Origin of the sequence: Ancylothrix sp. D3o (genome assembly GCF_025370775.1) — a bacterium.
In the GTDB taxonomy this organism is placed as follows: Bacteria; Cyanobacteriota; Cyanobacteriia; order Cyanobacteriales; family Oscillatoriaceae; genus Ancylothrix.
In genome coordinates, this window is sequence record NZ_JAMXEX010000005.1 from 174,211 (window position 1) to 197,868 (window position 23,658).

The 23,658-nt window shown below is 43.7% G+C and carries 24 protein-coding genes; 13 read left to right on the forward strand and 11 right to left on the reverse strand.

The window, feature by feature from the left end; translation table 11 throughout:
- Positions 1 to 318 precede the first annotated feature (318 nt).
- The 4 genes from NG798_RS11985 to NG798_RS12000 all read left to right on the forward strand — a co-directional run bounded on the left by NG798_RS11985 (position 319) and on the right by NG798_RS12000 (position 4,227).
- Positions 319 to 792: an LptA/OstA family protein gene (locus NG798_RS11985; protein ID WP_261222824.1), complete on the forward strand. Its 474-nt coding sequence runs from the start codon at positions 319 to 321 to the stop codon at positions 790 to 792.
- Between the two features lie 73 nt (positions 793 to 865).
- Complete coding sequence (gene lptB, locus NG798_RS11990) at positions 866 to 1,594, forward strand: LPS export ABC transporter ATP-binding protein (protein WP_261222825.1); 729 nt, start codon at positions 866 to 868, stop codon at positions 1,592 to 1,594.
- Positions 1,595 to 1,604: 10 nt separating this feature from the next.
- Complete coding sequence (locus NG798_RS11995; protein WP_261222827.1) at positions 1,605 to 2,780, forward strand: LptF/LptG family permease; 1,176 nt, start codon at positions 1,605 to 1,607, stop codon at positions 2,778 to 2,780.
- A 139-nt stretch (positions 2,781 to 2,919) separates the two neighbouring features.
- On the forward strand, positions 2,920 to 4,227 hold the full coding sequence (locus NG798_RS12000; protein WP_261222828.1) for a hypothetical protein: 1,308 nt from the start codon (positions 2,920 to 2,922) through the stop codon (positions 4,225 to 4,227).
- A gap of 48 nt (positions 4,228 to 4,275) precedes the next feature.
- On the opposite strand, the gene NG798_RS12005 is transcribed toward NG798_RS12000, so the two are convergent.
- On the reverse strand, positions 4,276 to 5,700 hold the full coding sequence (locus tag NG798_RS12005) for an NADP-dependent isocitrate dehydrogenase (RefSeq protein ID WP_261222829.1): 1,425 nt from the start codon (positions 5,698 to 5,700) through the stop codon (positions 4,276 to 4,278).
- A 388-nt stretch (positions 5,701 to 6,088) separates the two neighbouring features.
- On the opposite strand from NG798_RS12005, the gene NG798_RS12010 reads away from it, so the two are divergent.
- Positions 6,089 to 6,559 carry a hypothetical protein gene (locus NG798_RS12010; RefSeq protein WP_261222830.1) on the forward strand — a complete coding sequence of 157 codons (471 nt, stop codon included), beginning with the start codon at positions 6,089 to 6,091 and terminating at the stop codon, positions 6,557 to 6,559.
- A 7-nt stretch (positions 6,560 to 6,566) separates the two neighbouring features.
- A complete protein-coding gene (locus NG798_RS12015; RefSeq protein WP_261222832.1) occupies positions 6,567 to 7,439 on the forward strand; it encodes a 3'(2'),5'-bisphosphate nucleotidase CysQ in 873 nt (290 codons plus the stop codon).
- A 116-nt stretch (positions 7,440 to 7,555) separates the two neighbouring features.
- Here NG798_RS12015 and NG798_RS12020 read toward each other — a convergent pair whose 3' ends face one another.
- The 6 genes from NG798_RS12020 to NG798_RS12045 all read right to left on the reverse strand — a co-directional run bounded on the left by NG798_RS12020 (position 7,556) and on the right by NG798_RS12045 (position 14,016).
- The gene (locus NG798_RS12020) at positions 7,556 to 8,200 is read right to left on the reverse strand and encodes a class I SAM-dependent methyltransferase (protein WP_261222834.1); all 645 of its coding nucleotides are present in this window, start codon (positions 8,198 to 8,200) and stop codon (positions 7,556 to 7,558) included.
- Between the two features lie 12 nt (positions 8,201 to 8,212).
- Entirely contained in the window at positions 8,213 to 9,649 is a 1,437-nt protein-coding gene (locus NG798_RS12025; RefSeq protein WP_261222835.1) for a DUF2142 domain-containing protein, read from the reverse strand.
- Positions 9,650 to 9,656: 7 nt separating this feature from the next.
- Positions 9,657 to 11,072 carry a DUF2142 domain-containing protein gene (locus NG798_RS12030; protein WP_261222836.1) on the reverse strand — a complete coding sequence of 472 codons (1,416 nt, stop codon included), beginning with the start codon at positions 11,070 to 11,072 and terminating at the stop codon, positions 9,657 to 9,659.
- A gap of 61 nt (positions 11,073 to 11,133) precedes the next feature.
- Entirely contained in the window at positions 11,134 to 12,090 is a 957-nt protein-coding gene (locus NG798_RS12035; RefSeq protein ID WP_261222837.1) for a glycosyltransferase family 2 protein, read from the reverse strand.
- Positions 12,091 to 12,147: 57 nt separating this feature from the next.
- Entirely contained in the window at positions 12,148 to 12,801 is a 654-nt protein-coding gene (locus NG798_RS12040; RefSeq protein ID WP_261222838.1) for a bifunctional 2-polyprenyl-6-hydroxyphenol methylase/3-demethylubiquinol 3-O-methyltransferase UbiG, read from the reverse strand.
- Between the two features lie 93 nt (positions 12,802 to 12,894).
- The gene (locus NG798_RS12045) at positions 12,895 to 14,016 is read right to left on the reverse strand and encodes a class I SAM-dependent methyltransferase (protein WP_261222839.1); all 1,122 of its coding nucleotides are present in this window, start codon (positions 14,014 to 14,016) and stop codon (positions 12,895 to 12,897) included.
- A gap of 540 nt (positions 14,017 to 14,556) precedes the next feature.
- Between NG798_RS12045 and NG798_RS12050 the strand changes: the two genes are divergently transcribed.
- Positions 14,557 to 15,867: an MFS transporter gene (locus NG798_RS12050; protein ID WP_261222840.1), complete on the forward strand. Its 1,311-nt coding sequence runs from the start codon at positions 14,557 to 14,559 to the stop codon at positions 15,865 to 15,867.
- A gap of 63 nt (positions 15,868 to 15,930) precedes the next feature.
- Here NG798_RS12050 and NG798_RS12055 read toward each other — a convergent pair whose 3' ends face one another.
- Complete coding sequence (locus NG798_RS12055) at positions 15,931 to 16,791, reverse strand: DUF6671 family protein (protein ID WP_261222846.1); 861 nt, start codon at positions 16,789 to 16,791, stop codon at positions 15,931 to 15,933.
- Between the two features lie 105 nt (positions 16,792 to 16,896).
- Between NG798_RS12055 and NG798_RS12060 the strand changes: the two genes are divergently transcribed.
- Genes NG798_RS12060 through NG798_RS12070 form a run of 3 tightly spaced genes read left to right on the forward strand, consistent with a single transcriptional unit; the run spans position 16,897 to position 18,285 of the window.
- Positions 16,897 to 17,196 carry a DUF433 domain-containing protein gene (locus NG798_RS12060; protein WP_261222847.1) on the forward strand — a complete coding sequence of 100 codons (300 nt, stop codon included), beginning with the start codon at positions 16,897 to 16,899 and terminating at the stop codon, positions 17,194 to 17,196.
- The gene (locus tag NG798_RS12065) at positions 17,193 to 17,561 is read left to right on the forward strand and encodes a DUF5615 family PIN-like protein (protein WP_261222849.1); all 369 of its coding nucleotides are present in this window, start codon (positions 17,193 to 17,195) and stop codon (positions 17,559 to 17,561) included. The genes NG798_RS12060 and NG798_RS12065 overlap by 4 nt, the downstream gene beginning before the upstream one ends.
- Before the next feature lie 37 nt (positions 17,562 to 17,598).
- Positions 17,599 to 18,285, forward strand: coding sequence for a hypothetical protein (locus NG798_RS12070; protein WP_261222851.1), 687 nt, complete (start codon positions 17,599 to 17,601; stop codon positions 18,283 to 18,285).
- Here NG798_RS12070 and NG798_RS12075 read toward each other — a convergent pair.
- Positions 18,249 to 19,436 carry a DNA cytosine methyltransferase gene (locus tag NG798_RS12075; RefSeq protein ID WP_261222853.1) on the reverse strand — a complete coding sequence of 396 codons (1,188 nt, stop codon included), beginning with the start codon at positions 19,434 to 19,436 and terminating at the stop codon, positions 18,249 to 18,251. The two genes, NG798_RS12070 and NG798_RS12075, sit on opposite strands and share 37 nt — an antisense overlap.
- A 317-nt stretch (positions 19,437 to 19,753) precedes the next feature.
- On the opposite strand from NG798_RS12075, the gene NG798_RS12080 reads away from it, so the two are divergent.
- Positions 19,754 to 19,969 carry a hypothetical protein gene (locus NG798_RS12080; protein WP_261222855.1) on the forward strand — a complete coding sequence of 72 codons (216 nt, stop codon included), beginning with the start codon at positions 19,754 to 19,756 and terminating at the stop codon, positions 19,967 to 19,969.
- A 56-nt stretch (positions 19,970 to 20,025) separates the two neighbouring features.
- Here the strand turns inward: NG798_RS12080 and NG798_RS12085 are convergent, their stop codons facing one another.
- On the reverse strand, positions 20,026 to 20,748 hold the full coding sequence (locus NG798_RS12085) for a tetratricopeptide repeat protein (protein ID WP_261222857.1): 723 nt from the start codon (positions 20,746 to 20,748) through the stop codon (positions 20,026 to 20,028).
- Between the two features lie 115 nt (positions 20,749 to 20,863).
- Here NG798_RS12085 and NG798_RS12090 point away from each other — a divergent pair, with 115 nt between their 5' ends.
- Positions 20,864 to 21,169 carry an AbrB/MazE/SpoVT family DNA-binding domain-containing protein gene (locus tag NG798_RS12090; RefSeq protein ID WP_261222858.1) on the forward strand — a complete coding sequence of 102 codons (306 nt, stop codon included), beginning with the start codon at positions 20,864 to 20,866 and terminating at the stop codon, positions 21,167 to 21,169.
- Positions 21,162 to 21,599 carry a PIN domain-containing protein gene (locus NG798_RS12095; RefSeq protein WP_261222864.1) on the forward strand — a complete coding sequence of 146 codons (438 nt, stop codon included), beginning with the start codon at positions 21,162 to 21,164 and terminating at the stop codon, positions 21,597 to 21,599. Before NG798_RS12090 ends, NG798_RS12095 begins: the two co-directional genes overlap by 8 nt.
- A 35-nt stretch (positions 21,600 to 21,634) precedes the next feature.
- Here the strand turns inward: NG798_RS12095 and acs are convergent, their stop codons facing one another.
- Positions 21,635 to 23,605, reverse strand: a complete 1,971-nt coding sequence (acs, locus tag NG798_RS12100) for an acetate--CoA ligase (RefSeq protein WP_261222866.1) — start codon at positions 23,603 to 23,605, stop codon at positions 21,635 to 21,637.
- Positions 23,606 to 23,658: the final 53 nt, after the last annotated feature.

Here is a 23,658-nt window from a genome sequence, read left to right on the forward strand (position 1 = left end):
TTTTTGATAACCATCTTCACCACAGCTTGCTGGCAAAAAAAGATTGCTTTTTATAAAAAAATATTCTTAATTTTTGAGTATAGCACTACTCAAAGCAGCCCCCATTTTTCAATCAACAATCTCAGCCCCTACCCGCCAAAACTCCGAGGGCTTGGGAAGTTTCGCGGCAACAGCCCATCCCTAGAACCCCCCTACTGCTTAGAAAAGGGGGAGGGGAGAGTTTAAGCCCAAAAAGGGAAACAAAACGGATAGGAGTGAGTATCATAAACTAAGAGCAGTTTTATTTTTCCTGCAAAGATCGCCAAGCCCTCACATCGTATGAAATTGAAAACGAAACTTTCGCGCTTATCCGTTAAAAGTCTTGCACTGGTTTTGATGTTACCGACGGCGGGCTTATTTATGCTGGCCGGCAAAACAATTGCCCAAAACCAACCGGCCACCCTCGACCGGCCTCTAACTTTGCGTTCCGATATCCAAGAAGCGGATGCGAAAACCGGCGTTGTTACCGCAAGGGGCAATGTTCAAATTGATTATCCAGCCCGTCAAATTCAAGCCACAGCCGCCCAAGCACAGTATTTTAGCAAAGAAAAAAGGATTGTTTTGAGTGGCGATGTCTATGTTTTGCAAGAAGGAAATAGCTTGAGAGGAGAAACAATTGTTTATTTAATTGATGAAGGCCGGTTTATTGCCTTGCCGAAAAACAATCGCCAAGTAGAATCAATTTATCTAGTACCAGAAGATAATGCAGCCATCCCCGGAACACAACAACCGGCTGCGCCGCCGGCTTTTTAAAAAAGTCGATAGTTCATTGTCCTTCGTAAATTTTTCCCATGAATGTTGACTAATGACTTTTGACTTCTGACAAATGAAAATAAGGCTGGAAAACGTACATAAATTTTATGGAAAGCGCGTGATTGTTAATCGCGTGAGTATTTCTGTGGGGCAAGGAGAAATTGTGGGGTTGCTGGGGCCAAATGGGGCCGGTAAAACCACAACATTTTATATGACGACCGGCCTAATTAAACCAAATTCCGGCAAAGTTTGGCTGGATGAGCAAGATATTACAAACTTATCAATGCACAAACGGGCGCGATTAGGAATTGGCTATTTAGCGCAAGAAGCGAGTATTTTTCGACAATTAACAGTCAAAGAAAATATTTTGCTAGTGATGGAACAAACGGGGGTGCCAAGACGGCAATGGCAAAGACGTTTAGATTCACTGTTGCGGGAATTTCGCCTCGAAAAAGTCGCGTCAACACTGGGAATTCAGGTATCGGGAGGAGAACGCCGGCGAACAGAATTAGCGAGATCCTTAGCTGCTGGGCTCACCGGCCCGAAATTTTTACTGTTGGATGAACCGTTTGCAGGAGTCGATCCGATAGCGGTTGCCGAAATTCAACAAATTGTGGCCGGTTTACGCGACCGAAATATGGGAATATTGATTACCGATCACAACGTCCGCGAAACCCTTGCCATTATAGATCGAGCGTATATCATGCGCGATGGAGAAATTTTAGCTGCCGGCAGTGGCGAGGAACTTTACAGTAATCCTCTTGTCCGTCAGTATTACTTAGGCGACAGTTTTCAGCGTTAAATTAGGTCAAATGAAATTAACTTTATCCAAGTCTTTTGATTCTCTAAGCTGGCTGACTCCCAGAATTTCGGTGATGGATCGTTACCTGATGATGCAGCTTTTACCGCCCTTTTTGTTTGGGGTGGGGGCATTTTCATCGCTGGGGGTGGCGATTGGAACGATGTTTGATTTAATGCGAAGAGTCGCTGAATCGGGTTTGCCGATGATGATTGCGGTAAAAATTTTAGCTTTAAATTTACCTTTTTTCATCGGTTTGTCTTTTCCGATGTCGATGTTACTTAGCACTTTGCTAACTTATAGCCAGCTTTCCAGTAATAGTGAATTAATTGCTTTACGCAGCACCGGCGTTAGTATTTACCGATTAGTTTTGCCGGCAGTGTTAATGAGTTTGATTGTCACCGGCATGAATTTTGTTTTAAATGAATTGGTAGTGCCGGCGGCCAATTATGAAGCGGCTGTTACCTTAAAAAAAGCGATCAGAGAAGAAGCGCCAGATTTACCAGAAAGAAACATTATTTATCAACAATTTAATAAAGTCCCCCAAGAAAATGGAGAAAAAGAAGATGTCCTGAGTTATTGGCTTTATGCCAAAGAATATGATGGAAAAAAATTAAAAGCCTTAACAATTGTAGATTTATCCCAACCAGATTTTACCCAAATTTTAGTAGCAGAATCGGCAAGTTGGAACCCAGAGAACAATACAGCAAGATTTTTTAATGGAACCAGCTATTTAGTAGCGCCGGATGGGTCTTACCGTAATATTGGAAAATTCAGTGAGCAAGAGCTATTTTTTCCGCGTGCTGCTATTAATTTAGCGAGAAAAAAACGAGAGCCTAACGAAATGAATATTGTGGAAGCTCAAGAGTATTTAAAGTTGCTATTGCCCACCGGCGAAGAAAGAAAAATCCGCAAATTTATTATCCGCATTCAACAAAAGTATGCGCTACCTTTTGCTTGTGTGGCGTTTGCTTTGGTGGGGGCAACGATGGGCACTAAACCGCAACGGACGAGTAAAGCTACAGGTTTTGGGGTGTGTGTGTTGTTGGTGTTTGGATATTATTTATTGATGTCGGTGGGGGATGCTTTGGGGTTAAGTGGGGTAATGTCGCCTTATCTTGCCGGTTGGTTGCCCACGCTGTGCGGTTTTATCATGGGTATGGTCTTGCTGGTAAATTCTTCTCGTTAGCTGCAAGATTATGATATTGGGGATGGTTGAGTGGTGAGAAAGAAAAAAGAAGGATAATAATAAGGTAAGCATCTATAATTCGCAATTCCCCCATCCTAACGGCATCAGCGACCAAATTACCCATTACCAATTACCGATTATGTCACTAAACGAATTTTCAACAAAACTGCGCTATTTCCGAGCTAAGATTCGACCGCTTTCAAAACCTCTGGTTTGGATACCGGCACTGCTTGTTTTGCCGGCAGGTTATTTTTTGACAGAGTATTTGACTTCGCCAGAGGCGTTTTCTTTTTGGGAGGAGTGGCAAACCGAGCAGCAGACGGAAGCTGTTTCTGAGGCGGAAGTGCCGCAGGTAAAGGAGGAAAAACCCAAGGAGCAATCTAAGCAGCAAAATAAATTGCCTGGGGATCAAAAATTGATGGATCAGCTTCGATTGGCAAATGGTCAAGCAGCCGCACGGAATGGCACAAATGCGCCGGTGCCAAATCAATCACAGTCATTGCTGGAGGGGGGACAAGCTGGGGGTTTGGATTCGCTGTTGTTACCTGCGGGCGCTAGTTATAATCCGAGTTTGGGTATGAATGGGCTTTCTGGTAATAAGCAAGCTGGAACGCTGGTGCCGGTGAATCCTTTACAAGCGGCTTTGGAGAGATACCAGACTGTGCCTTCTGAGAATTCGGTGGCGGGGGGGATTCCTGCGGGGGTGGGGGTTTCTAATACGGGTACGGCAACGAGTAACCTGGATGCTACCGGCACGGTTCCTTCGAGTCCTAACCCTAATGGGGCGTCTTATTTGGAAGCTGCAACGGGTATGCCAACGACGCCGGTTTCTCCGTCGAGTCCGGCAATAAGCAGCGAACCGACAAATGCAACGAGTGTAACGACAGGCGCGCAAGGAAATTCTTATTCGTATTTAACCGGCTCTCAACCGGCGACTACTAACCCGGTGATGGCGAACCCTGTGCCGGTGGTGCAAGTTGTAACGCCAGCTTTGCAAAATAGTGGGAGTTTTTTACAGACTCCGGGGAATGCGACTGTCACGCAGCCGTCTGTGAGTGTTCCGCCACAGTCAACGGTGCCACAGTCTACGCCGCCGGTGACGCAGGTGCCGATGACTCCTGTGCCGGTGGGGCCGGTGAATTATGGGCCTTCGGCGGTTTCGGGGGGTAGTGCGCCGGGGATGCCGGGAACTGTGGGCAATTATGGGCAAGGTGTTTCGCCGATGAGTCCAGGTGTTGGGGTGGTGCAGCCGGTGATGCCTGCGGCGGGGAGTTATGGTTCTGCAACGTATCCAAATGTGCCTTCTGCAACGTCTAACCCTGGTTATCCCAGTAATTTCATTAATCCGGGGGTGCAGCCGGTTGTTCCTTCTCAACCAAATGGCCTACCTTCGGCGATTGGTGGGGGAAATATTAATACTTTTTCTAATCCTACGGGCAATCCGTAGCGAACAGAAACCCGGTAACTTTATCGAGTACCGGGTTTCTATGTTTGTTTAGCCAAAATGTTTGATGATGGCGTCGGCAAATTCAGAACATTTGAGGGGAGGTTCCACCGGCGGTTCCATTAAACGGGCTAAATCGTAGGTAACTTCTCGGTTAGAAATGGCATTGCCAAGACCTTTTTTAATTAAGTCGGCTGCTTCTTGCCAGCCCATATATTCTAACATCATCACACCGGAAAGAATGACGGAACCGGGGTTAATGCGGTCGAGGCCGGCGTGTTTGGGGGCGGTGCCATGTGTAGCTTCAAAAATTGCACAGCTATCGCCAATATTTGCGCCTGGGCCCATGCCTAATCCGCCGACAATGGCGGCAGCAGCATCGGAAATATAATCGCCGTTGAGGTTCATTGTGGCGAGGATGGAATATTCCGCCGGCCTGGTTTGAATTTGTTGGAAAATGCTGTCGGCAATGCGGTCATTTACCATGACTTTTTGTTTCCATTTGCCATCGCCGTGTGTTTCCCAAATGCTGTTTAAAACGCTTTCAACTTCTTGGCAAATTTTCTCTTTTTTCTCGGTCGTAAGTGAGTCGTAACCCGGTTCAATTTCGCGGGCGTTGTCTTCTATCGAAATATCAGGATTACGTTCTTTGTTGCTTAAAATCCATGATTCGCGTTCGGTGACGCATTGGCTGCGAAATTCTGTGGTAGCGACTTCGTAACCCCAATCTCGAAATGCACCTTCGGTGTATTTCATAATATTGCCTTTGTGAACTAATGTCACCATTTGTTTATTTTGGGGCAAACGAAGGGCGTTTAAAATGGCACTGCGGACAAGGCGTTGTGAGCCGGTTTTGCTGATAGGTTTGATGCCAATTCCTGAGTCGAGGCGTATTTGTTTATTTTTGTGTTCGGGGGAGTTGGGGATGAGGTCGTTGTTGAGGAGATTAATAATTTTGTCGCACATTTCTGTGCCTTGTTTCCACTCAATTCCGAGATAAATATCTTCGGTATTTTCCCGATAAATAATTACGTCTAATTTTTCGGGGTTTTTGTGGGGAGAGGGGGTGCCTTTGTAGTATTTGCAGGGACGAACACAGGAATAAAGATCGAATATTTGCCGTAAGGCGACGTTGAGGGAACGGATACCGCCGCCGACGGGGGTGGTGAGGGGCCCTTTGATGGCGACGCCGTATTCTTTGATGGCGGTGAGGGTGTCTTGGGGGAGGTATTGATAGGTGCCGTATTGTTCGCAGGCTTCGTCGCCGGCGTAGACTTTAAACCAGGTGATTTTGCGTTGGCCGGTGTAGGCTTTTTCGACGGCTGCATCAAGGACTTTTTGGGCTGCGGGCCAGATGTCGATGCCGGTGCCGTCGCCGCGTATAAAGGGGATGATGGGGTTGTCGGGGACTTGAGGTTGTCCGTTTTCAAAGGTGATTTTTTGGCCGGTTGTTGGGGAAGTTAGTTTTTCGTACATAGTTCTGTCTGATGAATCGTTTTTGATTTTATCGTTAGTTGGTGTCAAAAGCGAGATAGTGGTGATGATTTTTTTGTGGGGATGTTGTGGGGAGAGTTAGGGTTTTTTCTGTTAAAATTGTAACCATAAAGAAAGTTGGGCTATAAAAACAATAGATTTTAAAGGTTGTCTTTTTATAAAAGTACCGATGCTCTAATCCTTTGATACCCAGATATTATCCGACATAATCTGTTTGAGGGGTGAGGGATTTTTAACAATGCTTATAAACCCCAAAAAAGTACCTACATTAGTCCTGTTTATGATTAAATAAAATAAAAATATCTAAACCTAGTGCAAGTTAGGTTTTCTGTTCGGCTATAATAAACAAAATGTTCAGGAAATTATCACGATGGAAAACACACAAACAAAAACCGGCCTCTCTCGTAGTCAGCATCTTTGGATTGCCGGCACTCTTTGGACATTGGTAGGCACCGGCCTATTTATGATGGGTTTAGTATTTTGGTTTCATTTTCCCTATTTGGGGTTTTTAGATTCTAAGCATATTCTTGGCGGGATGGCGGCGTTGAGTGTGGGTTTAATTAAAGGCAAATTTATTTTAGATAAAACTGCCGGCAGAGTGATTGAAAGGGTGGAGGTTTTGCAAGAACCAAATCCGTTTAAAAGCGTGTTTCAAATGTTTGGCGGTAAAACAATTGCGCTGATTTTGGCGATGATTGGTTTGGGAGTAGTTTTGCGAATTGCTGGGGTGAGTTTTGAGGTTCGGGGGTTGGTTTATATTGCGGTGGGGATTGCTTTGTTGTGGAGTTGCCGGCGTTATTGGGTGGCTTCTTTTTCACCGGCTATACAAATAAAGGAGTAATAAGTTAATGAGTGTTTTGTTAGCAGAAAAAACTCTGGCAGAACTTGCAAAAATTGCCGGTTGGGTGGGATGGGGGGCTGGGGAGATTATTTTGGATTATTATTATGGAAGTAAGGAAAAGTTAGGGATTCAAAATAATAAGGATGGGCCGGTGACGGCTGCGGATTTGGCTGCAAATGAGTATATTTTAAAGCAGTTACGAATTGCTTGCGGTTCGCAGGAGTTTGGTTATTTAACTGAGGAGACTTATAAACTAGAAAAAGACAAGAGTTTTTTGCCTTTACCGCAGCCTTTTGTCTGGATTATTGATCCGATTGATGGAACACGAGATTTTATTGAACATACAGATAATTTTGCGCTGCATATTGCTTTGATTTACCAAAATAGGCCGGTGGTTTCGGTGGTGGCGTTGCCGGCTTTGGGTAAGCTTTATTCGGCTTATTTGGGTGGGGGTACTTTTGTAGAAAACCAGGAGGGAATAGCCAGACGTTTACCAGTTTTGGATGGCAAGGGAATTGAGGCTTGTTGTTTGGTGGGAAGTCGGACGCATCGCAATGAAAGATTTAATCAATTATTGAAAAGATTTCCTTGCCAAAATCAAACTTATGTGGGAAGTATTGGCTGCAAAATGACTTTAATTGCGGAAGGAAAGGCGGATGTTTATATTTATTTGTCGGGGAAAACGGGGGCGAAAGATTGGGATTTTGCGGCGCCAGAGTTGATTTTAACGGAGGCGGGGGGCCGGTTTTCTCATAGCAATGGGGGGCCGGTTCTTTATAATACGGGGGATGTGAGTCAGTGGGGTTGTTTGGTGGCGAGTAGTGGTAAGTTTCACGAGGATTTGTGCAGGGAGGCGGAGAAAATTTTGGCGGAATTGTAGGTTTTTTAACCGCAGCCTTTAGGCAGGCAGGATGCCTGCCCCACACGGATAGGGTATCTGCTACAGGCTGCTATAGGATGCGGTTTTTTTTAACCCCCTATAATCAAGGAGATAACTTATAATTTTGTGGCAATAACTGCATAAAATGGATCTCCCCCACCCATTCCTAACATTTGCAAAAAGGCGGGAACGGTGGAAGGGCGAAATATGATTTCGGGTTGGCTAAATCCGGGGACGGATTTAAAATAATTTTTGACTAATTCAACGCGGTTTTGTTCGCTACTGTCTCGCCATGCTTGGATGGCTTTTTGATAAAACATTCGATTGGAAAAGCTGATGATGGCGATTCCACCAGGTTTTAAAATACGGTGGATTTCGTGAAAGATGGCTTCTGGATATTGCAAATATTGTACGGAAACGCAGTTTAAAACGGCGTCAAAATCGGCATCGGGAAGGGGAAGTTTTGGGTTTTCGTTGAGGTTTTGCAGAAAATAATGATTGAGTCGCCGGTTTTTTGCGAGTTCTTCTTCATTCATTCCATGTCCTTCTACATGGGCAAATTCTATGTCGTCTGGTAGGTGTGATACCCAGCTACTCATCATGTCAAAAATGCGGGTGTTTGGTTTAAGACGTTCGCGGTAAAGTTCGGTGAGTTGATCAATAAAGTTTTCGTCAACATGGGTAACAAATCGCGGATCAGCATAAAATTGGGTGTCGTCGGTGTCGTCTAGCTTTGTCCGCTGCGTGGGGTTGAGGTTCATGGTTGTTAAGTTTTATTGCAAATAATATCTCTTTAATAATAGCGTAGCGGTGAGTGTGCAAGAAAAAATGACGTAACTGCTAAGGATGGTGGGCGTAATTTTGAAGTTAAATTTAATTTTTTGGTTATAAAATAGAAGCAGAAAAAGTGGGGCGAGGGGGATAAAATACCGACCTTGGATGCCTTGAATTATTTGGGCACCTACGGGCATCCATGATAAATATAGCATGGTGGCGATGAATATGCTATTGGAAATTAGAATAATTATTAGCAGAATTTTTTGGGGTAAGGTAATAATAATGTTGGGCCGGTTGCTGTTGGTTGCTGTGGCGATTAATAGTATTCCGTAGGTTAGTAAATGAGGTTTTGGTAAGGCGGTGTCTATCCATCCCAGCCGGCCTATGAATTGTTCGAGATAGTCTTTTCCATAGGTGAAGAATGTTCGGAAATTAATCTGGAAATATTGCAGGGGATGGTTGAGAATGTAGGCTAGTTGGCCGGTGGTGGAAACGTTGGCTACTCTGAGGTTTAGGCTGGAAACGTTGAGGTGTTTTACGAGGCTATACCAGAGGAGAATCAGGCCGGTGTTTAATAGCATAATTGTGATGAAAGTTAGCCAGTATTTTTTGGTGTTAGTAAATTTTTTGATGGGAATGAAGAGAAAGATAAATAATAGGGGAAAATATGAGCCAAGTTTGGAGAGAGAAAGTAAAATAGAGATGGCGGTGAGAAGAAATATATCGTTTTTTTGGATAGTTTTTTCTGGGTTGAGGGCTAAATTTAAAATCAGGGAAATGAGGAGGAAAGATAGACCGTTTGTGATGGCGTCGGCGGAGAGGGAGGCGGCTTGAAATAAGGACATTGGCATTAAGGCTAAGAGAAATAGCCATATTTTGCCAAGGGGGGCTATTTTGATGGCGAAATAAATGCAGATTATCCAGATAATAAGGTTTGTTATTCTGCCGAAATATAAAAGGATGACTGGGGGGAGGTGAAAGAGTCTTCCTATGGTGATTCCGATGGCTTGGGGGAGGTAGGAAATGGGGGAATATATGGCGGAGTTGGGAAACCGAACAAAGACGCGATTTTGTGGGTTTAAGGGTATGTTTAGTTTGGCGAGGATGTTGGAGAGTTTCTGTTTTCTTTCGGGGTGATATTCGAGTTGCAGTTGGGAAGTTTGTTTGGCGGTTTTTACAAGGCTTTTGGGTAGCATTCCGCCAACGCATAGGGTGGCAGGTAGATAGGTTTCAAATTGGTGACCGTAGCAGTCTGTAATTTGTTTTTTGGCGATAATTTCTCCTTGGGAAATTTGAAAGGAACGGTAAAAGTGTTGATATTCTGCTTCTGCTTGAAAGGGGGGTGTTATTAAAAGGAAGATTAAGCCAAAAGTTAGGGCGATGGCGACGAGGACGTTTTCGGGGAGTTTGAGGTTTGGTAAGGAAAGTTTCATGGAGATTTTACCAATATCTTTTGAAGAGAATTAAGGTGGTTATGGTAGAGGAAAAGATTGTGTAGGAAGCAAGCAGGAAGGTGGGTAGTTTGAAGGGTATTTTGATTTTTTGATTGTATAGCAATAGGAAAAAGAGGGGGGCAATGGGGATAAAATACCGGCCTTGTACGCCTTCTATGAGTTTTGCTCCTACGGGTGTCCAGGTTAGATACATGGCAAGGGCTATTAATAGGCTGTTGAAAGTTGCTATCAGGAATATGATTATTTTTTGATAGAAAGATAGCAATATTTTGCTATTCAAACTTGTGATAGCAACGAGTAAGAGAATGGTGAGATAAGATGCTATTAAAAATGGGGGCAAAGTGGTATCTAACCAACCTAGCCGGCCTATGAATTGTTCGATGCCAAAGTTTCCGTATTTTAGAAGGGAATTTATTAGGATAGTGGCAAATTCTATGGGGTTTTTTAAGATGGAGGCTAGTTGCAAATTTGGGGAGACTGGAGCCCCCTCATTGAGGGGTACATAAACGGTAGTTTTTACGAGGATAGACCATGCTGCAAGAGGGGTAAAGGTTGTGGTTAAGAGTAAGGCGAAGGTTGTCCAGTATTTTTTGGGGGTTTCAAGTTTGGAAATGGGGATGATTAAGAATAAGAAGAGGAGACTAAAATAGGCGGATTTTGAAAGTCCTAATAAGATGGATAGGATGGCTAAAGCGATAATTTGGCGGGTTTGCACAAACTTGGTTTCGGAAAAGCTAAAGTTTAAAATTGTGGCAATGAATAAAAATGATAGGCCGTTGGTGAAGGCGTCGGCGGAGAGGGAGGCTGCTTGAAATAAGGACATGGGAGTTAAGGCTAGTAAAAAAATCAGCCATTTGTAAAAGGGGATAATTTTAATGGTTAGGTAAATTAGGGTTGTCCATGTTAAAAGGTTAGATAGCCGGCCTAAATATATTAATACAATTGCTGGCTTTTTTAAGAGTCTGCCGGTTGCCATTCCCAAGGCTTGGGGTATGTAGGGAACTGGGGAATATATGGCTGTGTTGGGAAAGGAAACAAAGCGGCGATTTTTTGGGTTTAGGCGGTAGTTTAGTAAGGGAAGAAGATCGGCTGGATCTTGTTTGTTTTCTGGCTGAAATCGTAATTCTACATTTGATGAGTTTTTTGCTGTTAAAAAAACGCCTAGGGGTAAGGTTCCTCCGACGCAAATGCTGTCGGGTTTTGTGGTTTCTCTGCCGTGACAGTCGGTGATGTTTTTTTGGGAAATTAATGTTAGTTCGGAGATTTGATAGGAACGAAAATAATGCTGATATTCGTCGGCTACTTGAAAGGGTGGGGTGATTAGTAGGTAGAGGCTTCCGAATATTACGGCTATTAGGGAAAAGGTTTTTTCTGGGTGTTTGAGTAGGTTGGTTTTTGGCATGGTAGGTTTTTTATTTAACCGCAGATAAACGCAGATGAACGCAGATGAATACTGATGTTTTTTAGGGTTCTAGGATTTTGTGGATGGGGATGCGGGGGATGTTTGTGACGTCGTAGTTTATGGCTGCTAGTAAGGATTGAAAGCCTAGGATGATGGGGAGGGATGCTAACATTACTGTTCCGCTTGTGGCGGGGATGTTTTTTGTTAGGCTGAGATGCCAGTTATAGATGCCAAAAATTGTACCTAGGGTGATTAGAATTATGGCGGCTATGAGTTCAACTGAACCGATGTTAAAGTCTCTTAGAAAGTAGTTATAGAAGATTCTTTTGAATATTCGTTTGATGTATTTTCCGGGGAATGTTAGGATGATTCGGCTGATTTTCATTTGGCTTTTTTCGTCTTCATATTTGGCTGCCATTGGAAGGTCATAGACGACGGCGCGGATGGTGTTTAGTCGAAATAGCATATCGCTTTCAAAGAAATATCTTTTGTCTATTTTGTGGAGGGGAAGCATTTTTAGGACGCTGCTATGTATTGCGGTGTAGCCGTTTGTTGGGTCCATTATGTCCCAATATCCGCTGGCTATTTTGTTGATGAATGATAGGCCGGCGTTTCCTATTAAACGCAGTTTTGGCATGGAGGTTATTAGGTCGAGGTCAAAGAATCTATTGCCTTTTACATAGTCGGCTATTCCGTTTTTTATGGGTTTGATAAATTGGGGTATTAAGGCGGGTTCCATTTGTCCGTCGCCATCGATTTTTATGATGATTTTTGCGCCGTCTGCTATGGCTTCTCGGTATCCTGAAATAACAGCGCCTCCGACTCCTTTGTTTGTGCTGTGGAAGATGATTTTTATTCGGGGGTCTTGGGTGTTTTTTTGCACATAGAGGCCGGTTTTTTCTGGGCAATCATCGTCTATTATGTAGATGTTATGCACATCGGGGGGAATTTTAGAAAGGACTTCTAAAATGTGTTTTGTGACTCGGTAGCAGGGGATGACTACGGCGATTTTTTGCATTTATTTAACCGCAGATGTACGCAGATGTACGCAGATGAATAGGATGGTTTTTTGGGTTTATTTGTTTGGTTTCCAAGCGGTGACAAGAAAGAGGGGAAATAGGTTGAAGTATAGGGGGACGAATGTGCGGCGTGTTGGTTTGAAGCCGTTGGCTTTTAGGTAGGTTTCTACTTGGTAGCCGGTGTGGTAATGATCTTCGGGTTTTGTGATGTTAAATATTTTACGCAATAAGACGTAAACCCAGTTTTCTGTGGGGAGGGATGTTAGTAATATTCCGTCGGGTTTTAACCACCGACTTAAGGCTGTCACCGGCACTGATAAGTCCTGAAAATGCTCTAAGACGTCGGCTGCTATAATTACATCAAAAAACTCATCGGGAATTTCGGCAATGGCTATATCTTGTTTGATAATTTTGACGTTTGGCAGTTGATATTTCTCTACGACTTGTTTGGCTTCGCTGTCTTCTAAGTCGAGAAAAAATACGCGGTTAAATATTTGGGTGAGGGTGGGTAAGAATACTCCACCACCACCCCCAAAGTCTAGGCAGTTATCTTTGGCTACCGGCAATTTTTTGAGGTGATGATGAATCATTTTTAATCGCATCCAAAATACCTCGCGCACCGGCCAGTAATTTGAGTAATATAAGGTAGGGACTCGATCTGAGTCGGTGGCGATATGGCGGAGAAAGTTGCGCTCTATTTCCAGAAACATAAAACGGGCCGGTGGTTGTTGAACTTTGTTAGATAAGTTTTCAGCAGTTTACCATGTTTGCCGGCCTTTTTCTCGATGCACAAGACAAGTTTTTTACTTACTTAATCCCTCAATTGACAAAACCTGTAATTGCGATGCCCAGGTTTGGATCGCCTCCTGATTTTCATATTCTAAAGCGACGCGAGCAAAGGTAAAATTAAGCAACGCTTCCCACTGCACCGGCATTAATTCATCTACTAAACAAATTTCCGGCTCTTCTGTCATATCAAAATCTTCTTGTGAGAGCAATTCCATCGTTATGGCTGATAACATTAACTCGGCATCCTCCCTGGAAATGCCGCTAGTATCCAGCAGCAATGTAATTTCTGCTTTGCGCGGATGAGACAAAATTGTTTTCAACAACGGTGCTAAACTTTCAAACAAATTTTCTTCACTTTGATTCCAGTCGGGAAAGCCAATGAGATTAATTTGGCGCAAATTTATCGTTTCAGGAAGCAGTGACAATTGCTTTTCCACATACATTTTTTTTAGCTGTTGTTGATACCAACTCACTACCCGTGTATAAGTACCAGGATGAACTAAGGTTAACTGATAATTTTTTCGCTGTTTATATTCCTGTTCGAGTTGCGGATAATTTGGCAAAGCTTCTTGGCGCACAAAAAAGAAAAGGTTTTGCGCGTACCAGGCTTTCACTTTTTCATTATTCCAAATTTTATCTCGCAAACAATCAACCACTACATAGCCTTTTTTCTCAAACAATGTCACCCAGTAATCTTGCCATTGTTCATTGATGTGACCGTCGCCTCCTTGAAATGGAATTGCGGCTGAAAATAATACAACTTCTGCCAATTCTGTCAAGGAATATACAAAATTTTCGGCGCAATTTTCAGGTAAATGTTCTGCTACTTCCAGCGAAACTGCTAAATCAAATTTACGGTTAATTTCCAGCGGTTTTTTTAAATCGCGGGCTAAAAATTCAGAGGGAGAAATCTTCAACATAGTCATGTCTACATACTCTCCATCCATCCCCAAACAGTCTTTGACTCCCAACTCTTTAAAAACCGATAACCAAGTTCCAACCCCGCAGCCTACATCGGCCACGCTTTGCGGTTGAATATACTCTAAAACTAGGGGGATTGTTTCGCGGGCCGAAAGTAGAGAACCTTCTTGCTGCCACTCATAAAAATTTTTGGTATAAAGCTCTTTTTCTCTCATTTTATTTTCCCCTAATGTCGCCTTTTTTGTTATTTATTAATATACCTATTTTTGGCGGGTTATGTCAATTTTAAAACTTTCACCTTTTACCGGCCATCGCCCTGCAACTGCGCGAAGAAGCCCTACAAGGCATCTCCATTGCGACCAAAAACCCTTTTCTCACATCCTCAACCAAATTCTCGCTAATCTTTCCTAAGACAGGCCGGCCCTCTGGCTAAAATCCCTCATATAGGTCATGGCGTCGCACCGGCTTTTATGCCAAAATAGTACGCATAAAAACCATTGTTTTTATTTCTTTCTAAAAAAGCCAAAATACTACGCACTCTAACTAAATGCCTGCCCATTCAAAATCTCCGGTTAATTAATTGCACAATTAGTAAAGGATAAAATCAATAATATGCAATTAAACTGCTATCAAGTCAAATTCCCTATGAAACTCCTATTGTGCCGGGGATGTCGGCGGTGGTTTCGGTGAGGGTTCGGTAGGTTTTATTTAACCGCAGATAAACGCAGATAAACGCAGATGAATAGGATGGTTTTATGAGGTTGAGTTTGCAAGGTTTGAGGCCGATTTTGCGCTCTTTTGAGTCTCGAAATTTTAGACTTTTTTTTATGGGGCAGGGCATTTCTTTGATCGGTACTTGGATTACTCAAGTTGCAAGTATTTGGCTAGTTTACCGCCTTACTCATTCAGCTTTGCTGTTAGGTTTGGTGGGGTTTGCTAGTCAGTTTCCTAGCTTTTTTATGTCTCCCTTTGCCGGCATTTTTGTAGACCGCTGGAACCGGCACCGCATTTTAATTATTACGCAAGTGCTTTCGATGTTTCAGTCTTTGGCGTTGGCGTGGTTGGCGTTGACAGGAGTTATTAGCATTTATCAAATTATTATTTTAAGTGTTTTTCAAGGACTTGTAAATGCTTTTGATGTGCCGGCACGCCAAAGTTTTGTCACGGAAATGGTGGAGAAAAAAGAGTATTTGGGGAATGCTATTGCTTTGAATTCTTCTCTGTTTAATGGGGCGCGATTAATTGGGCCGGCAATAGCGGGTTTATTATTAGCGGCTGTTGGGGAAGGCATTTGTTTTTTAATTGATAGCGTGAGTTATATTGCAGTAATTTATTCGCTTTTAGCAATGCAGTTAAAACCCCGAAAAATTGCCCCCACAAATTCCCGCCCCTGGCAACAATTGAAAGATGGTTTTGTTTATGCCTTTGGCTTTCCTCCCATTCGAGCAATTTTATTTCTCTTGGCATTAGTAAGCTTTGTTGCTATGCCTTATACCATTTTAGTGCCGGTTTTTGCTACCGAAATTTTGCATGGAAATTCTCAAACTTTAGGATTTTTAATGGCCGGTTCTGGTTTAGGGGCTTTTTGCGGTGCTATTTATTTAAGTTCGCGGCAAACTGTGCGGGGTTTAGGCAAAATTATCGCCTTTGCACCGGCCATTTTAGGCATAGGATTAATCGGATTTTCTCTGTCGCGTAATTTTTGGTTTTCTTTTCTTATGATGCCCGTCATTGGATGCGGCATTATTTTACAAGTCGCCTCCAGTAATACCCTTTTACAAACCATTGTAGAAGATGATAAACGCGGACGAGTGATGAGTTTGTTTACCATGTCTTTTATGGGAACCGTACCGCTGGGAAACTTAGCTGGCGGCACTTTAGCGCACTATATTGGTGCCCCAAATACATTAACTTTAGGCGGGATTTGCTGTATGATAGGCGCTTTTATTTTTGCTAAACAACTGCCCCGTTTAAAACCTTTCATTTTGCCGATTTATACAAATCTCGGTATTATTCCTGAAAAACCTTCCCCAGAGGTGCCGGAGTCGAAACAAAATATTTCTTAATAGGGAAAGCAAAAAAGCAAATTTTGGCTAAAATAACCGCCAGAATATAACCCAAATTGTACCCTACGGATTGCAATATTGACACATTCCGGGGTCTGCCGTTTTTATGCCATCAGGAAACAATTTCTCTTGACAAAACTCGCATTTTTTGCATTGATAAACTACAGATTTTGTCAGGTGAGTTGGCAAATTACACAAACTGCAAGGTAAGCCTTTTTTGCGTTCGATAATTTCAAATCCAGGGCAAGAACATTGCGGGCAAACTGTCTTAATTTTTTCAATTAAATTCCGCGTGGCGCGTTCAATTGCTCTCATGCGTGTGGGGTTGTACATCGCTCGCATATCCGTTTCAATATGCACAGCACCGGCAGATTTTTTTAAGGCATAATTCACCGCATCGCTGAGGTTTTCGGGCGTGATGATGCCTTTGATAATTTCACCTTGGCCGGTGGCCGATTCGCCAATAATAACTACTAATCCATGTTCCGGAAAACCGGCTTTTTTGGCAAATTTTTCTGCTTCTTCTAAATTGTTGACAAGTTCGTGGCTGTAGTTAGTATCAGTTGTGAATTCTTCTCCGATAATTTCCAGGTTGTTTTCTTTATCTAAAAATAAAACAATTTCCCGGTTATGAGGCAAAAAGGGAATCGCTGGATGGGGGCCAAAACTTCCCTCGCTGGCAATTCCTAGGGATGTGCCGGTTATTTCCATTGCTTTTTCAGCCTTTGCTCTGGCTGCTTCAATTTGTGTTCCCCGGCGTTTCACATCTCTGCTGAAAGTTCCGAACAAATCGGTATTAAAGTTATCAGGAATAACCGTTTTTAAAAGCAATTCTTGTTCCACAAGGGGAGCAATAGCTTGTTCTTTTTTGTGCATCGTGGCGATGACAGCGGTGCGGTTTTTAAATAACGAGAGTGAGGTCATAGCGGGGTAAAATTAAAACATTAATTATTACTATACAAAATTCTTGAAAAATGATAAAACTGAATTATAATACAAGAAACCCATTTGAAAAAGTAGCCAGGAAAAATGACAACGGTAGTAGATATTGGGACGTTGATTGAACGCAGACCAGAAATTCGGGGAGGCCGGCCTATTATTGCCGGTACTGCAACTTCTGTCCGTAGTATTGTTGTATTATACAAGGAAGGTTTAAACGCAGAAGAGATTGTTTCACAAAAAGATCACCTCACTCTAGCACAAGTCTATGCGGCCTTGACTTATTATCATGCTAATCGAGAAGAAATTGAGGAAGATTTGGCAGCAGAGGAGGCGGAGTATTGGCGTTTAGCAGCATTACACGGTAGAAAAAAACACATAAAACTATGACTGAGATTCGTTTATATTTGGATGAAGACTCTAGGCGTAAAGCACTCTTCCAAGCTTTACTCTCTCGTGGCGTAGATGTTATTACTGTATCAGAAGCGAAAATGCTGGGACGCAGTGATGAAGATCAACTAAATTGGGCGTTAGTAAATAATCGTGTGATTTACACCTTTAATATGAGAGATTTTTACCGGCTGCACACGACTATTTTGCAGGAGGGAGGAACTCATGCCGGCATCATTCTAGGCTTCCAGAAAACTTTCTCAGTAGGCGCACAAATGCGGGGAATTATGAGATTAATTGCTGCTAAATCTGCCGAAGAAATGCAAAACTCTCTGGAATTTATAAGTGATTGGATAGAGGATTAAAGATGATGAAAAAACAATCTTTACAGGGAGATAAAAAGTGACCGTTCAAGACGACCGGCGAGAAAAAGAACTCATCGCCTTATTCCAGCTAAAAAAACCTCAGAACGCCACCCGCAGCGGTACTGACGCTATACTCGATTTAAATGGTTTAGAAATACCCTTTGAATTGAAATCCACCACAAGCTCTTCTGTAACAACGGTTCGAGATTTTGGCTTAGATCATATTAAAAAGTGGCAGGGCAAACATTGGTTGTTTGGCTTTTACAATAAGGAAGGTACAGAACTGAAATACTGCCTTTATGCTTCTCCTTTAGCGATGGCTAAATGGATTAGCGAGAAGGAAGCCTATATATTATCGGATTATAAATTAGCCCAAATCACCCCCGAATTGCTTACCATTGATATTCTTTATGAAATTATCGGACAAAAAGATTCGTACACTCTTGAAGACGCTAAAAGTATCCAAAAAAAACAGTACACAGCCCAGCAGTATCGTGCAAAAATGGATTTGCCAAACGCCTACTCGCCTCAAAAAATGCTTGCCATTTTAAAAGATAGATGCCGCTATTTAATTGAACGGGGATCAACTTTAAATAATCCGCACATTTTAGCATCTTATTTTCAAGGCTGGGAGCAAATTACAACCAATCACGCCCAACGTTTGCGAGAACTTGTCCGCGATGCACTTCAAGATAATACCCCCCAAAGAGATCGCGCAACCTGATAAGCCATCGGCGGAGGAACGGCATTACCAATTTGACCTAAAGCCATATAAACTGCACCGGCAATCGGCCAAGAATCAGGAAATCCTTGCAGAATTGCACAGTCAGGAACAGACAATCTAAAATGATTATTCTCTGGAACAAATAAACGCGCTTTTTCACGATCTAGCGCTACTCCATTCGGCCAAATTTGCAATTTTTCCCAGATTTTTTGAGCCGAAACACTGCTTAAAATAGACGTCGTATGACGCGGGCCGGTTAACGAACTCCGCAGCGTCGGTGCTAAAGTATCAAATCCGATATCTGGCAATCCTAATGCTTCGCGTACTCCCATACAACGCTTTAAAAGCTGTGACTCAGTGAGAAAAGAAAATAAATTCAGTTGCACTGATTCTTGTCTCTGAGAAGCCGCTACATTTTCCCAAGCATAAGTTGGTTTTGGTATCTCATATTTTTCTGCAATTTTTTCATCTCGAAAACCCACAAAGAAAACCCGTTTTCTAACTTGCGGTATTCCAAAATCCGAAGCATTAAGAATAAACTTAGTTAACTTATATTTGCCGGCCAGTGGTGCTTCTATAACTTCCTTCACATATTGATTAAATTTTTCGCTTGCCAAAGCTGTAACATTTTCCGCAACAAAGGCGAGAGGTTCAACTTCCAAAACAGCACGAATAAACTCAGGAAACATATCGCGGCTGTCTTCCCTTCCTTTTTGACGACCGGCAATTGAAAAAGGCTGGCAAGGTGGGCCCCCTTGGATAACATCAACTAACCCCCGATATGGCCGCCAATTTACTTTTGTCACATCGCCTTCTTCCCCAGCAAATACTTTCCAATTTGGGCGAACATTACGCAAAGTCACCCCAGCGCCGGCCAAAATATCGTAAGAAGCAACATGAGAAAATCCTGCTCTCTCAAAGCCAAGATCCAACCCGCCACCCCCGCTGAAAAGCGACAGCGCACGAATTCCATTTCTAGGCAATTGTGGCATTAAATCTTCAGGATTTAAGCGCGGAATATTAACAGCATGAATTGGCTTTTTCCCTTCTCCCCGCAGCGCGTTTGCTTTAGCTTTGCTTGATTTTTTAGAACGCTGTCTGTAAATCTCTCTTTGCTCTTCTGTAATTTCCCAACCCTGATAAGCTGACATAATTCAAACCTCTTTACTCAACTTTCCTTTACCCAACATTTTATTATTTCTTCGGCTCGTTCCATCGCTTTATCTAACAACCTAACACGACATTTTTAACATTGCACTATTCCCGAACCCACCCCAACCACCCTGAAACCCATCATAGTCACTGGTTCTTCAAAAAAAACACCGGCCTCTGGTATTATTTAAGACAAAATATGGCAAAATATTCAGTATTTCTACTGGTGCCAAAATGAATAAGACAGGTGACAATAAAAAACAGTTAAGCAATTATTTGACATCTATCTATGGATAGAAAAACGCCTCGCCTTTTTATGTTTGTCCTCGCTTGCAGTGCTGTGGGAGTCGTCCTCGGAGGAACTGCCAGCCAAGCCGAAATCAACCAATGTCAAGCGGCTCCCAGCCTCAGCAATGAATGCCTCACCCAAGATCCTCTCTACAAAACTGTGGAAGGCATGAGCGTAGGTTTATTGGCAGGTGCCGGTGCCGCCCTGGGTGCCACCGTCGAGATATGGAAAAAGAAAATTTGAACTAATATAGCATTCCTAACCTCACAGAAACCCGTTTTATTAATCAAGCGGGTTTCTTAACTTTTTGACGAGACCGGCAGCCCAGAAATTTCTTGCTTATCTTTGTACACTTGTTCCAGCAGTTTATCAACCTGCCGAAGCTCAGAAAAACGACCGCGTTCTTTAAATAAATTTTTAGCTTTTTCTAAAGGCGGGATCGCTTCATTTGTTTTACCTTGTTTCCACAAAGCCACGCCCAAATTATAAAGCGCATCTGGATAATTCGGATTAATTTCTGTGGCGCGGCTATAGTGTTTGGTCGCTTCTTCCCACCGGCCTTGTTCTGCGCTAACACTTCCCAACGCATTATAAGCCACCGCATAATCAGAATTCAAACGAATTGCCTCTTGATATTCCGTCACCGCCTCCTCAAATTTCCTTTGAGCCGCCAGAGCATTTCCTAACTTATAATGCCAGATTGGATCATTTTTTCTTAGTTCGAGAATCTGCCGAAAAACGGCCTCAGCCTCCGCATATTTATTTCTCTCAAAAAGGTCATTGCCTTTTTGAATCAAAAACTGTAATCGCTGTTGAGGATTAAGTTTTTCCAAATCAGGATCTTCTTGTTCTTCCTGCTTAGGTTCTTCTGGCTTGGCGTTTTGTTTTTGAGTATAAAATTGAGACTCCACCGGCACCGCAAAAACCGGCAAAACCGGCCCCATCACCCCCCAAGTTATCCCTCCCCACAACAGCGCCACTGCGGGAAAGAAAATTGATTTTTGTTTGTAATTTCGCTGCATAAACCCCTCAGACTGAACCATTTATTTTATGATAGCGCCCTTGTTGCCGGTTGTTTTTTCCAAAAATGATAAAATATAGCTGATCAAAAAACAACCCTCATAAAAGTTTAAGCCGGTGACACCCACAACAGAAAACGCCAACTTTGAAACGAAACTATTTCCCGTTGTTTTACAAGAAGAAGGACAGATATCTCTACCTGCCGCAGTGCGGGAACATCTCAACCTCAGCCAAGGAGATAGACTAACCATTATTCAAGTCGGCAGACTTGTATTGCTGACCGCAAAACCGCCTCAAGTTCCCCAACTCATCGATCAGATTGTAGATTTAATGGAAAATGAAGGTTTAGAGTTGAGTGATTTGTTGGCCGGTTTAGAAGACGAACGAAACGCGATTTGGCAAGAGCAGCAAAATAATGCGTAGAGTTTTTGCCGATTCTAGTATTATAATCGCTGGGGTCGGTTCGCGCACGGGTGCGAGTCGGGCTGTGCTGACAATGGCTGAAATAGGCTTATTTAAACTTCTGGTTTCCCAGCAGGTTTTAGAGGAGTGTAAGCGTAATTTACGCAAAAAATTACCCGCAGCTTTACCCGATTTTACCCAGCTTTTAGATGCTATAGATCCAGAAATTTTGCCGAATCCACCCCAAATAGAATCGCAACAGTATCATCCTATTATCGAAGCAAAAGATGCCCCAATTTTAGCGGCGGCTGTCTTAGCTAACCCTGACCGGCTACTTAGTTTAAATACAAAAGATTTTACGGCTGAAGTCGCAGCCCAAACTAACTTAATTATTCAAACCCCGGCTGAGTTTGTAAGAGAAATTCGCTCAATTGTAGAAAGGGAAATGTAGCAGGTTAGATTAATTAACCCAACCTGCTGATTTCCTTAAGCGCCTTCGCGTAACTTATCTAAAACGCTGCGATCTTCGAGAGTAGAAGTATCACCGGCCACCTCTTGACCAGCAGCCAGACTCCGCAAAAGCCGGCGCATAATCTTACCAGAGCGAGTTTTTGGCAACGCCTCCGTAAAGCGAATTTCACCCGGACGAGCTATCGCCCCAATCTCACTCACAACGTGCTGCTTAAGTAGCTTATTCAACTCCTCACTAGCCGTCGCGTTGCCTTCCAACGTAACAAACGCTACAATTTCCTCACCCTTGAGGTCATCCGGTTTGCCCACCACAGCCGCCTCAGCAACCGACGGGTGAGAAACCAAAGCAGACTCAATTTCCATCGTCCCCAGACGATGACCGGCCACGTTAATCACATCATCCACACGGCCCATCACCCAGAAATAACCATCCTCATCGCGCCGTGCCCCATCACCGGCAAAGTATAAATACTGCCCATCCTTCGGCGCAATATGTTCCCAATAAGTGCGACGGAAACGATCCGCATCTCCATAAACAGTCCGCATCATCCCCGGCCAAGGATGCTTAATTGCTAAATACCCGCCTTCATTGTCACCCGCTGGGTTGCCATCAAGATCCACCACTTCCGCCAAAATACCAGGGAAAGGAAGCGTCGCCGAACCTGGTTTCGTAGGAATAGCCCCCGGCAATGGGGTAATCATAATACCCCCGGTTTCCGTTTGCCACCATGTATCAACAATCGGACAGCGCTCACCACCGATAATCCGATGGTACCACATCCAAGCCTCCGGGTTAATCGGTTCACCAACCGTACCCAGCAAGCGTAACGAAGATAAATTGCGCTTATTCGGGTGATGCTCACCCATTTTGATAAAAGCACGGATGGCGGTCGGAGCAGTATAGAAAACCGTCACGCCGTATTTTTCAATTACATCCCAGAAACAGCCAGGGTTTGAGGCTCGCGGTGCACCTTCATACATGACGGTGGTGGCACCGTTGGAGAGAGGGCCATATATAATGTAGCTGTGGCCTGTGATCCAACCCACATCGGCTGTACACCAGTAAACATCCGTATCTTGGAGGTCAAAAATCCACTTGGTCGTGATGTGAGTATATAAATTATACCCAGCGGTGGTATGGACAACGCCTTTGGGTTTGCCGGTGCTCCCAGAAGTATAAAGTATAAACAGCAAATCTTCGCTGTCCATTGGTTCAGCGGGGCAGTCGCCAGAGACGCCTTGCTGCAAGTCGTGCCACCAATGGTCGCGTCCGGGTTCCATGTGGACTTGCTGGCCGGTGCGTTTGACCACGAGTACATCTTTGACGCTGGGAACGCCTTCGGAAAGGGCTTTATCCACTTGCTCTTTGAGGGGAACGGTGGCATCTTTGCGCCAGCCGCCGTCTGCGGTGACGACGAGTTTGGCTTCTCCGTCAATGAGGCGATCCCGCAAGGCTTCCGCGCTGAAACCGCCAAAAACAACGCTGTGGGGAGCTCCAATGCGGGCACAAGCCAGCATGGCAATGGCGGCTTCGGGGATCATCGGCATATAGATCCCGACGCGATCTCCTTTTTTGATGCCGAGTTGTTTGAGGACGTTGGCAAACTGGCAGACTTCGCGGTGCAGTTGGGCGTAGGTGAGGGTGCGCGAGTCTCCGGGTTCGCCTTCCCAGATGAGGGCGGCTTTGTTTTTGCGCCAAGTGGTGAGGTGCCGGTCGAGGCAGTTGTAGGATATGTTGGTTTGGCCGCCGGTGAACCATTTGGCGAAGGGTGGGTTTTCCCAGTCGAGGACGCTTTCCCAAGGTTTAAACCAGTGTAGTTCTTTTTCGGCGAGTTCTGCCCAAAAGGCTTGGGGGTCGGCTTTGGCTCGGTTGTAGAGTTCTTGGTATTGTTCTAGGCTTTTGATGTGGGCGTTTGCTGAGAATTCGGGGCTGGGATCGAAGTGCCGTTTTTCTTGGAGGATTGATTCTATTGTCGGTTGTGACATTTTTGTTTTTTTGGATCTGCGGTTTCTCTTTTTACTATTTTTTGCACCTTTTG

Excerpts from the sequence above, each read along its gene's own strand:
- NG798_RS11985 (WP_261222824.1), top strand. The coding sequence starts at position 319 with ATGAAATTGAAAACGAAACTTTCGCGCTTATCCGTTAAAAGTCTTGCA.
- lptB (WP_261222825.1), top strand. The coding sequence starts at position 866 with ATGAAAATAAGGCTGGAAAACGTACATAAATTTTATGGAAAGCGCGTG.
- NG798_RS11995 (WP_261222827.1), top strand. The coding sequence starts at position 1,605 with ATGAAATTAACTTTATCCAAGTCTTTTGATTCTCTAAGCTGGCTGACT.
- NG798_RS12000 (WP_261222828.1), top strand. The coding sequence starts at position 2,920 with ATGTCACTAAACGAATTTTCAACAAAACTGCGCTATTTCCGAGCTAAG.
- NG798_RS12005 (WP_261222829.1), bottom strand. The coding sequence starts at position 5,700 with ATGTACGAAAAACTAACTTCCCCAACAACCGGCCAAAAAATCACCTTT.
- NG798_RS12010 (WP_261222830.1), top strand. The coding sequence starts at position 6,089 with ATGGAAAACACACAAACAAAAACCGGCCTCTCTCGTAGTCAGCATCTT.
- NG798_RS12015 (WP_261222832.1), top strand. The coding sequence starts at position 6,567 with ATGAGTGTTTTGTTAGCAGAAAAAACTCTGGCAGAACTTGCAAAAATT.
- NG798_RS12020 (WP_261222834.1), bottom strand. The coding sequence starts at position 8,200 with ATGAACCTCAACCCCACGCAGCGGACAAAGCTAGACGACACCGACGAC.
- NG798_RS12025 (WP_261222835.1), bottom strand. The coding sequence starts at position 9,649 with ATGAAACTTTCCTTACCAAACCTCAAACTCCCCGAAAACGTCCTCGTC.
- NG798_RS12030 (WP_261222836.1), bottom strand. The coding sequence starts at position 11,072 with ATGCCAAAAACCAACCTACTCAAACACCCAGAAAAAACCTTTTCCCTA.
- NG798_RS12035 (WP_261222837.1), bottom strand. The coding sequence starts at position 12,090 with ATGCAAAAAATCGCCGTAGTCATCCCCTGCTACCGAGTCACAAAACAC.
- NG798_RS12040 (WP_261222838.1), bottom strand. The coding sequence starts at position 12,801 with ATGTTTCTGGAAATAGAGCGCAACTTTCTCCGCCATATCGCCACCGAC.
- NG798_RS12045 (WP_261222839.1), bottom strand. The coding sequence starts at position 14,016 with ATGAGAGAAAAAGAGCTTTATACCAAAAATTTTTATGAGTGGCAGCAA.
- NG798_RS12050 (WP_261222840.1), top strand. The coding sequence starts at position 14,557 with ATGAGGTTGAGTTTGCAAGGTTTGAGGCCGATTTTGCGCTCTTTTGAG.
- NG798_RS12055 (WP_261222846.1), bottom strand. The coding sequence starts at position 16,791 with ATGACCTCACTCTCGTTATTTAAAAACCGCACCGCTGTCATCGCCACG.
- NG798_RS12060 (WP_261222847.1), top strand. The coding sequence starts at position 16,897 with ATGACAACGGTAGTAGATATTGGGACGTTGATTGAACGCAGACCAGAA.
- NG798_RS12065 (WP_261222849.1), top strand. The coding sequence starts at position 17,193 with ATGACTGAGATTCGTTTATATTTGGATGAAGACTCTAGGCGTAAAGCA.
- NG798_RS12075 (WP_261222853.1), bottom strand. The coding sequence starts at position 19,436 with ATGTCAGCTTATCAGGGTTGGGAAATTACAGAAGAGCAAAGAGAGATT.
- NG798_RS12080 (WP_261222855.1), top strand. The coding sequence starts at position 19,754 with ATGTTTGTCCTCGCTTGCAGTGCTGTGGGAGTCGTCCTCGGAGGAACT.
- NG798_RS12085 (WP_261222857.1), bottom strand. The coding sequence starts at position 20,748 with ATGCAGCGAAATTACAAACAAAAATCAATTTTCTTTCCCGCAGTGGCG.
- NG798_RS12095 (WP_261222864.1), top strand. The coding sequence starts at position 21,162 with ATGCGTAGAGTTTTTGCCGATTCTAGTATTATAATCGCTGGGGTCGGT.
- acs (WP_261222866.1), bottom strand. The coding sequence starts at position 23,605 with ATGTCACAACCGACAATAGAATCAATCCTCCAAGAAAAACGGCACTTC.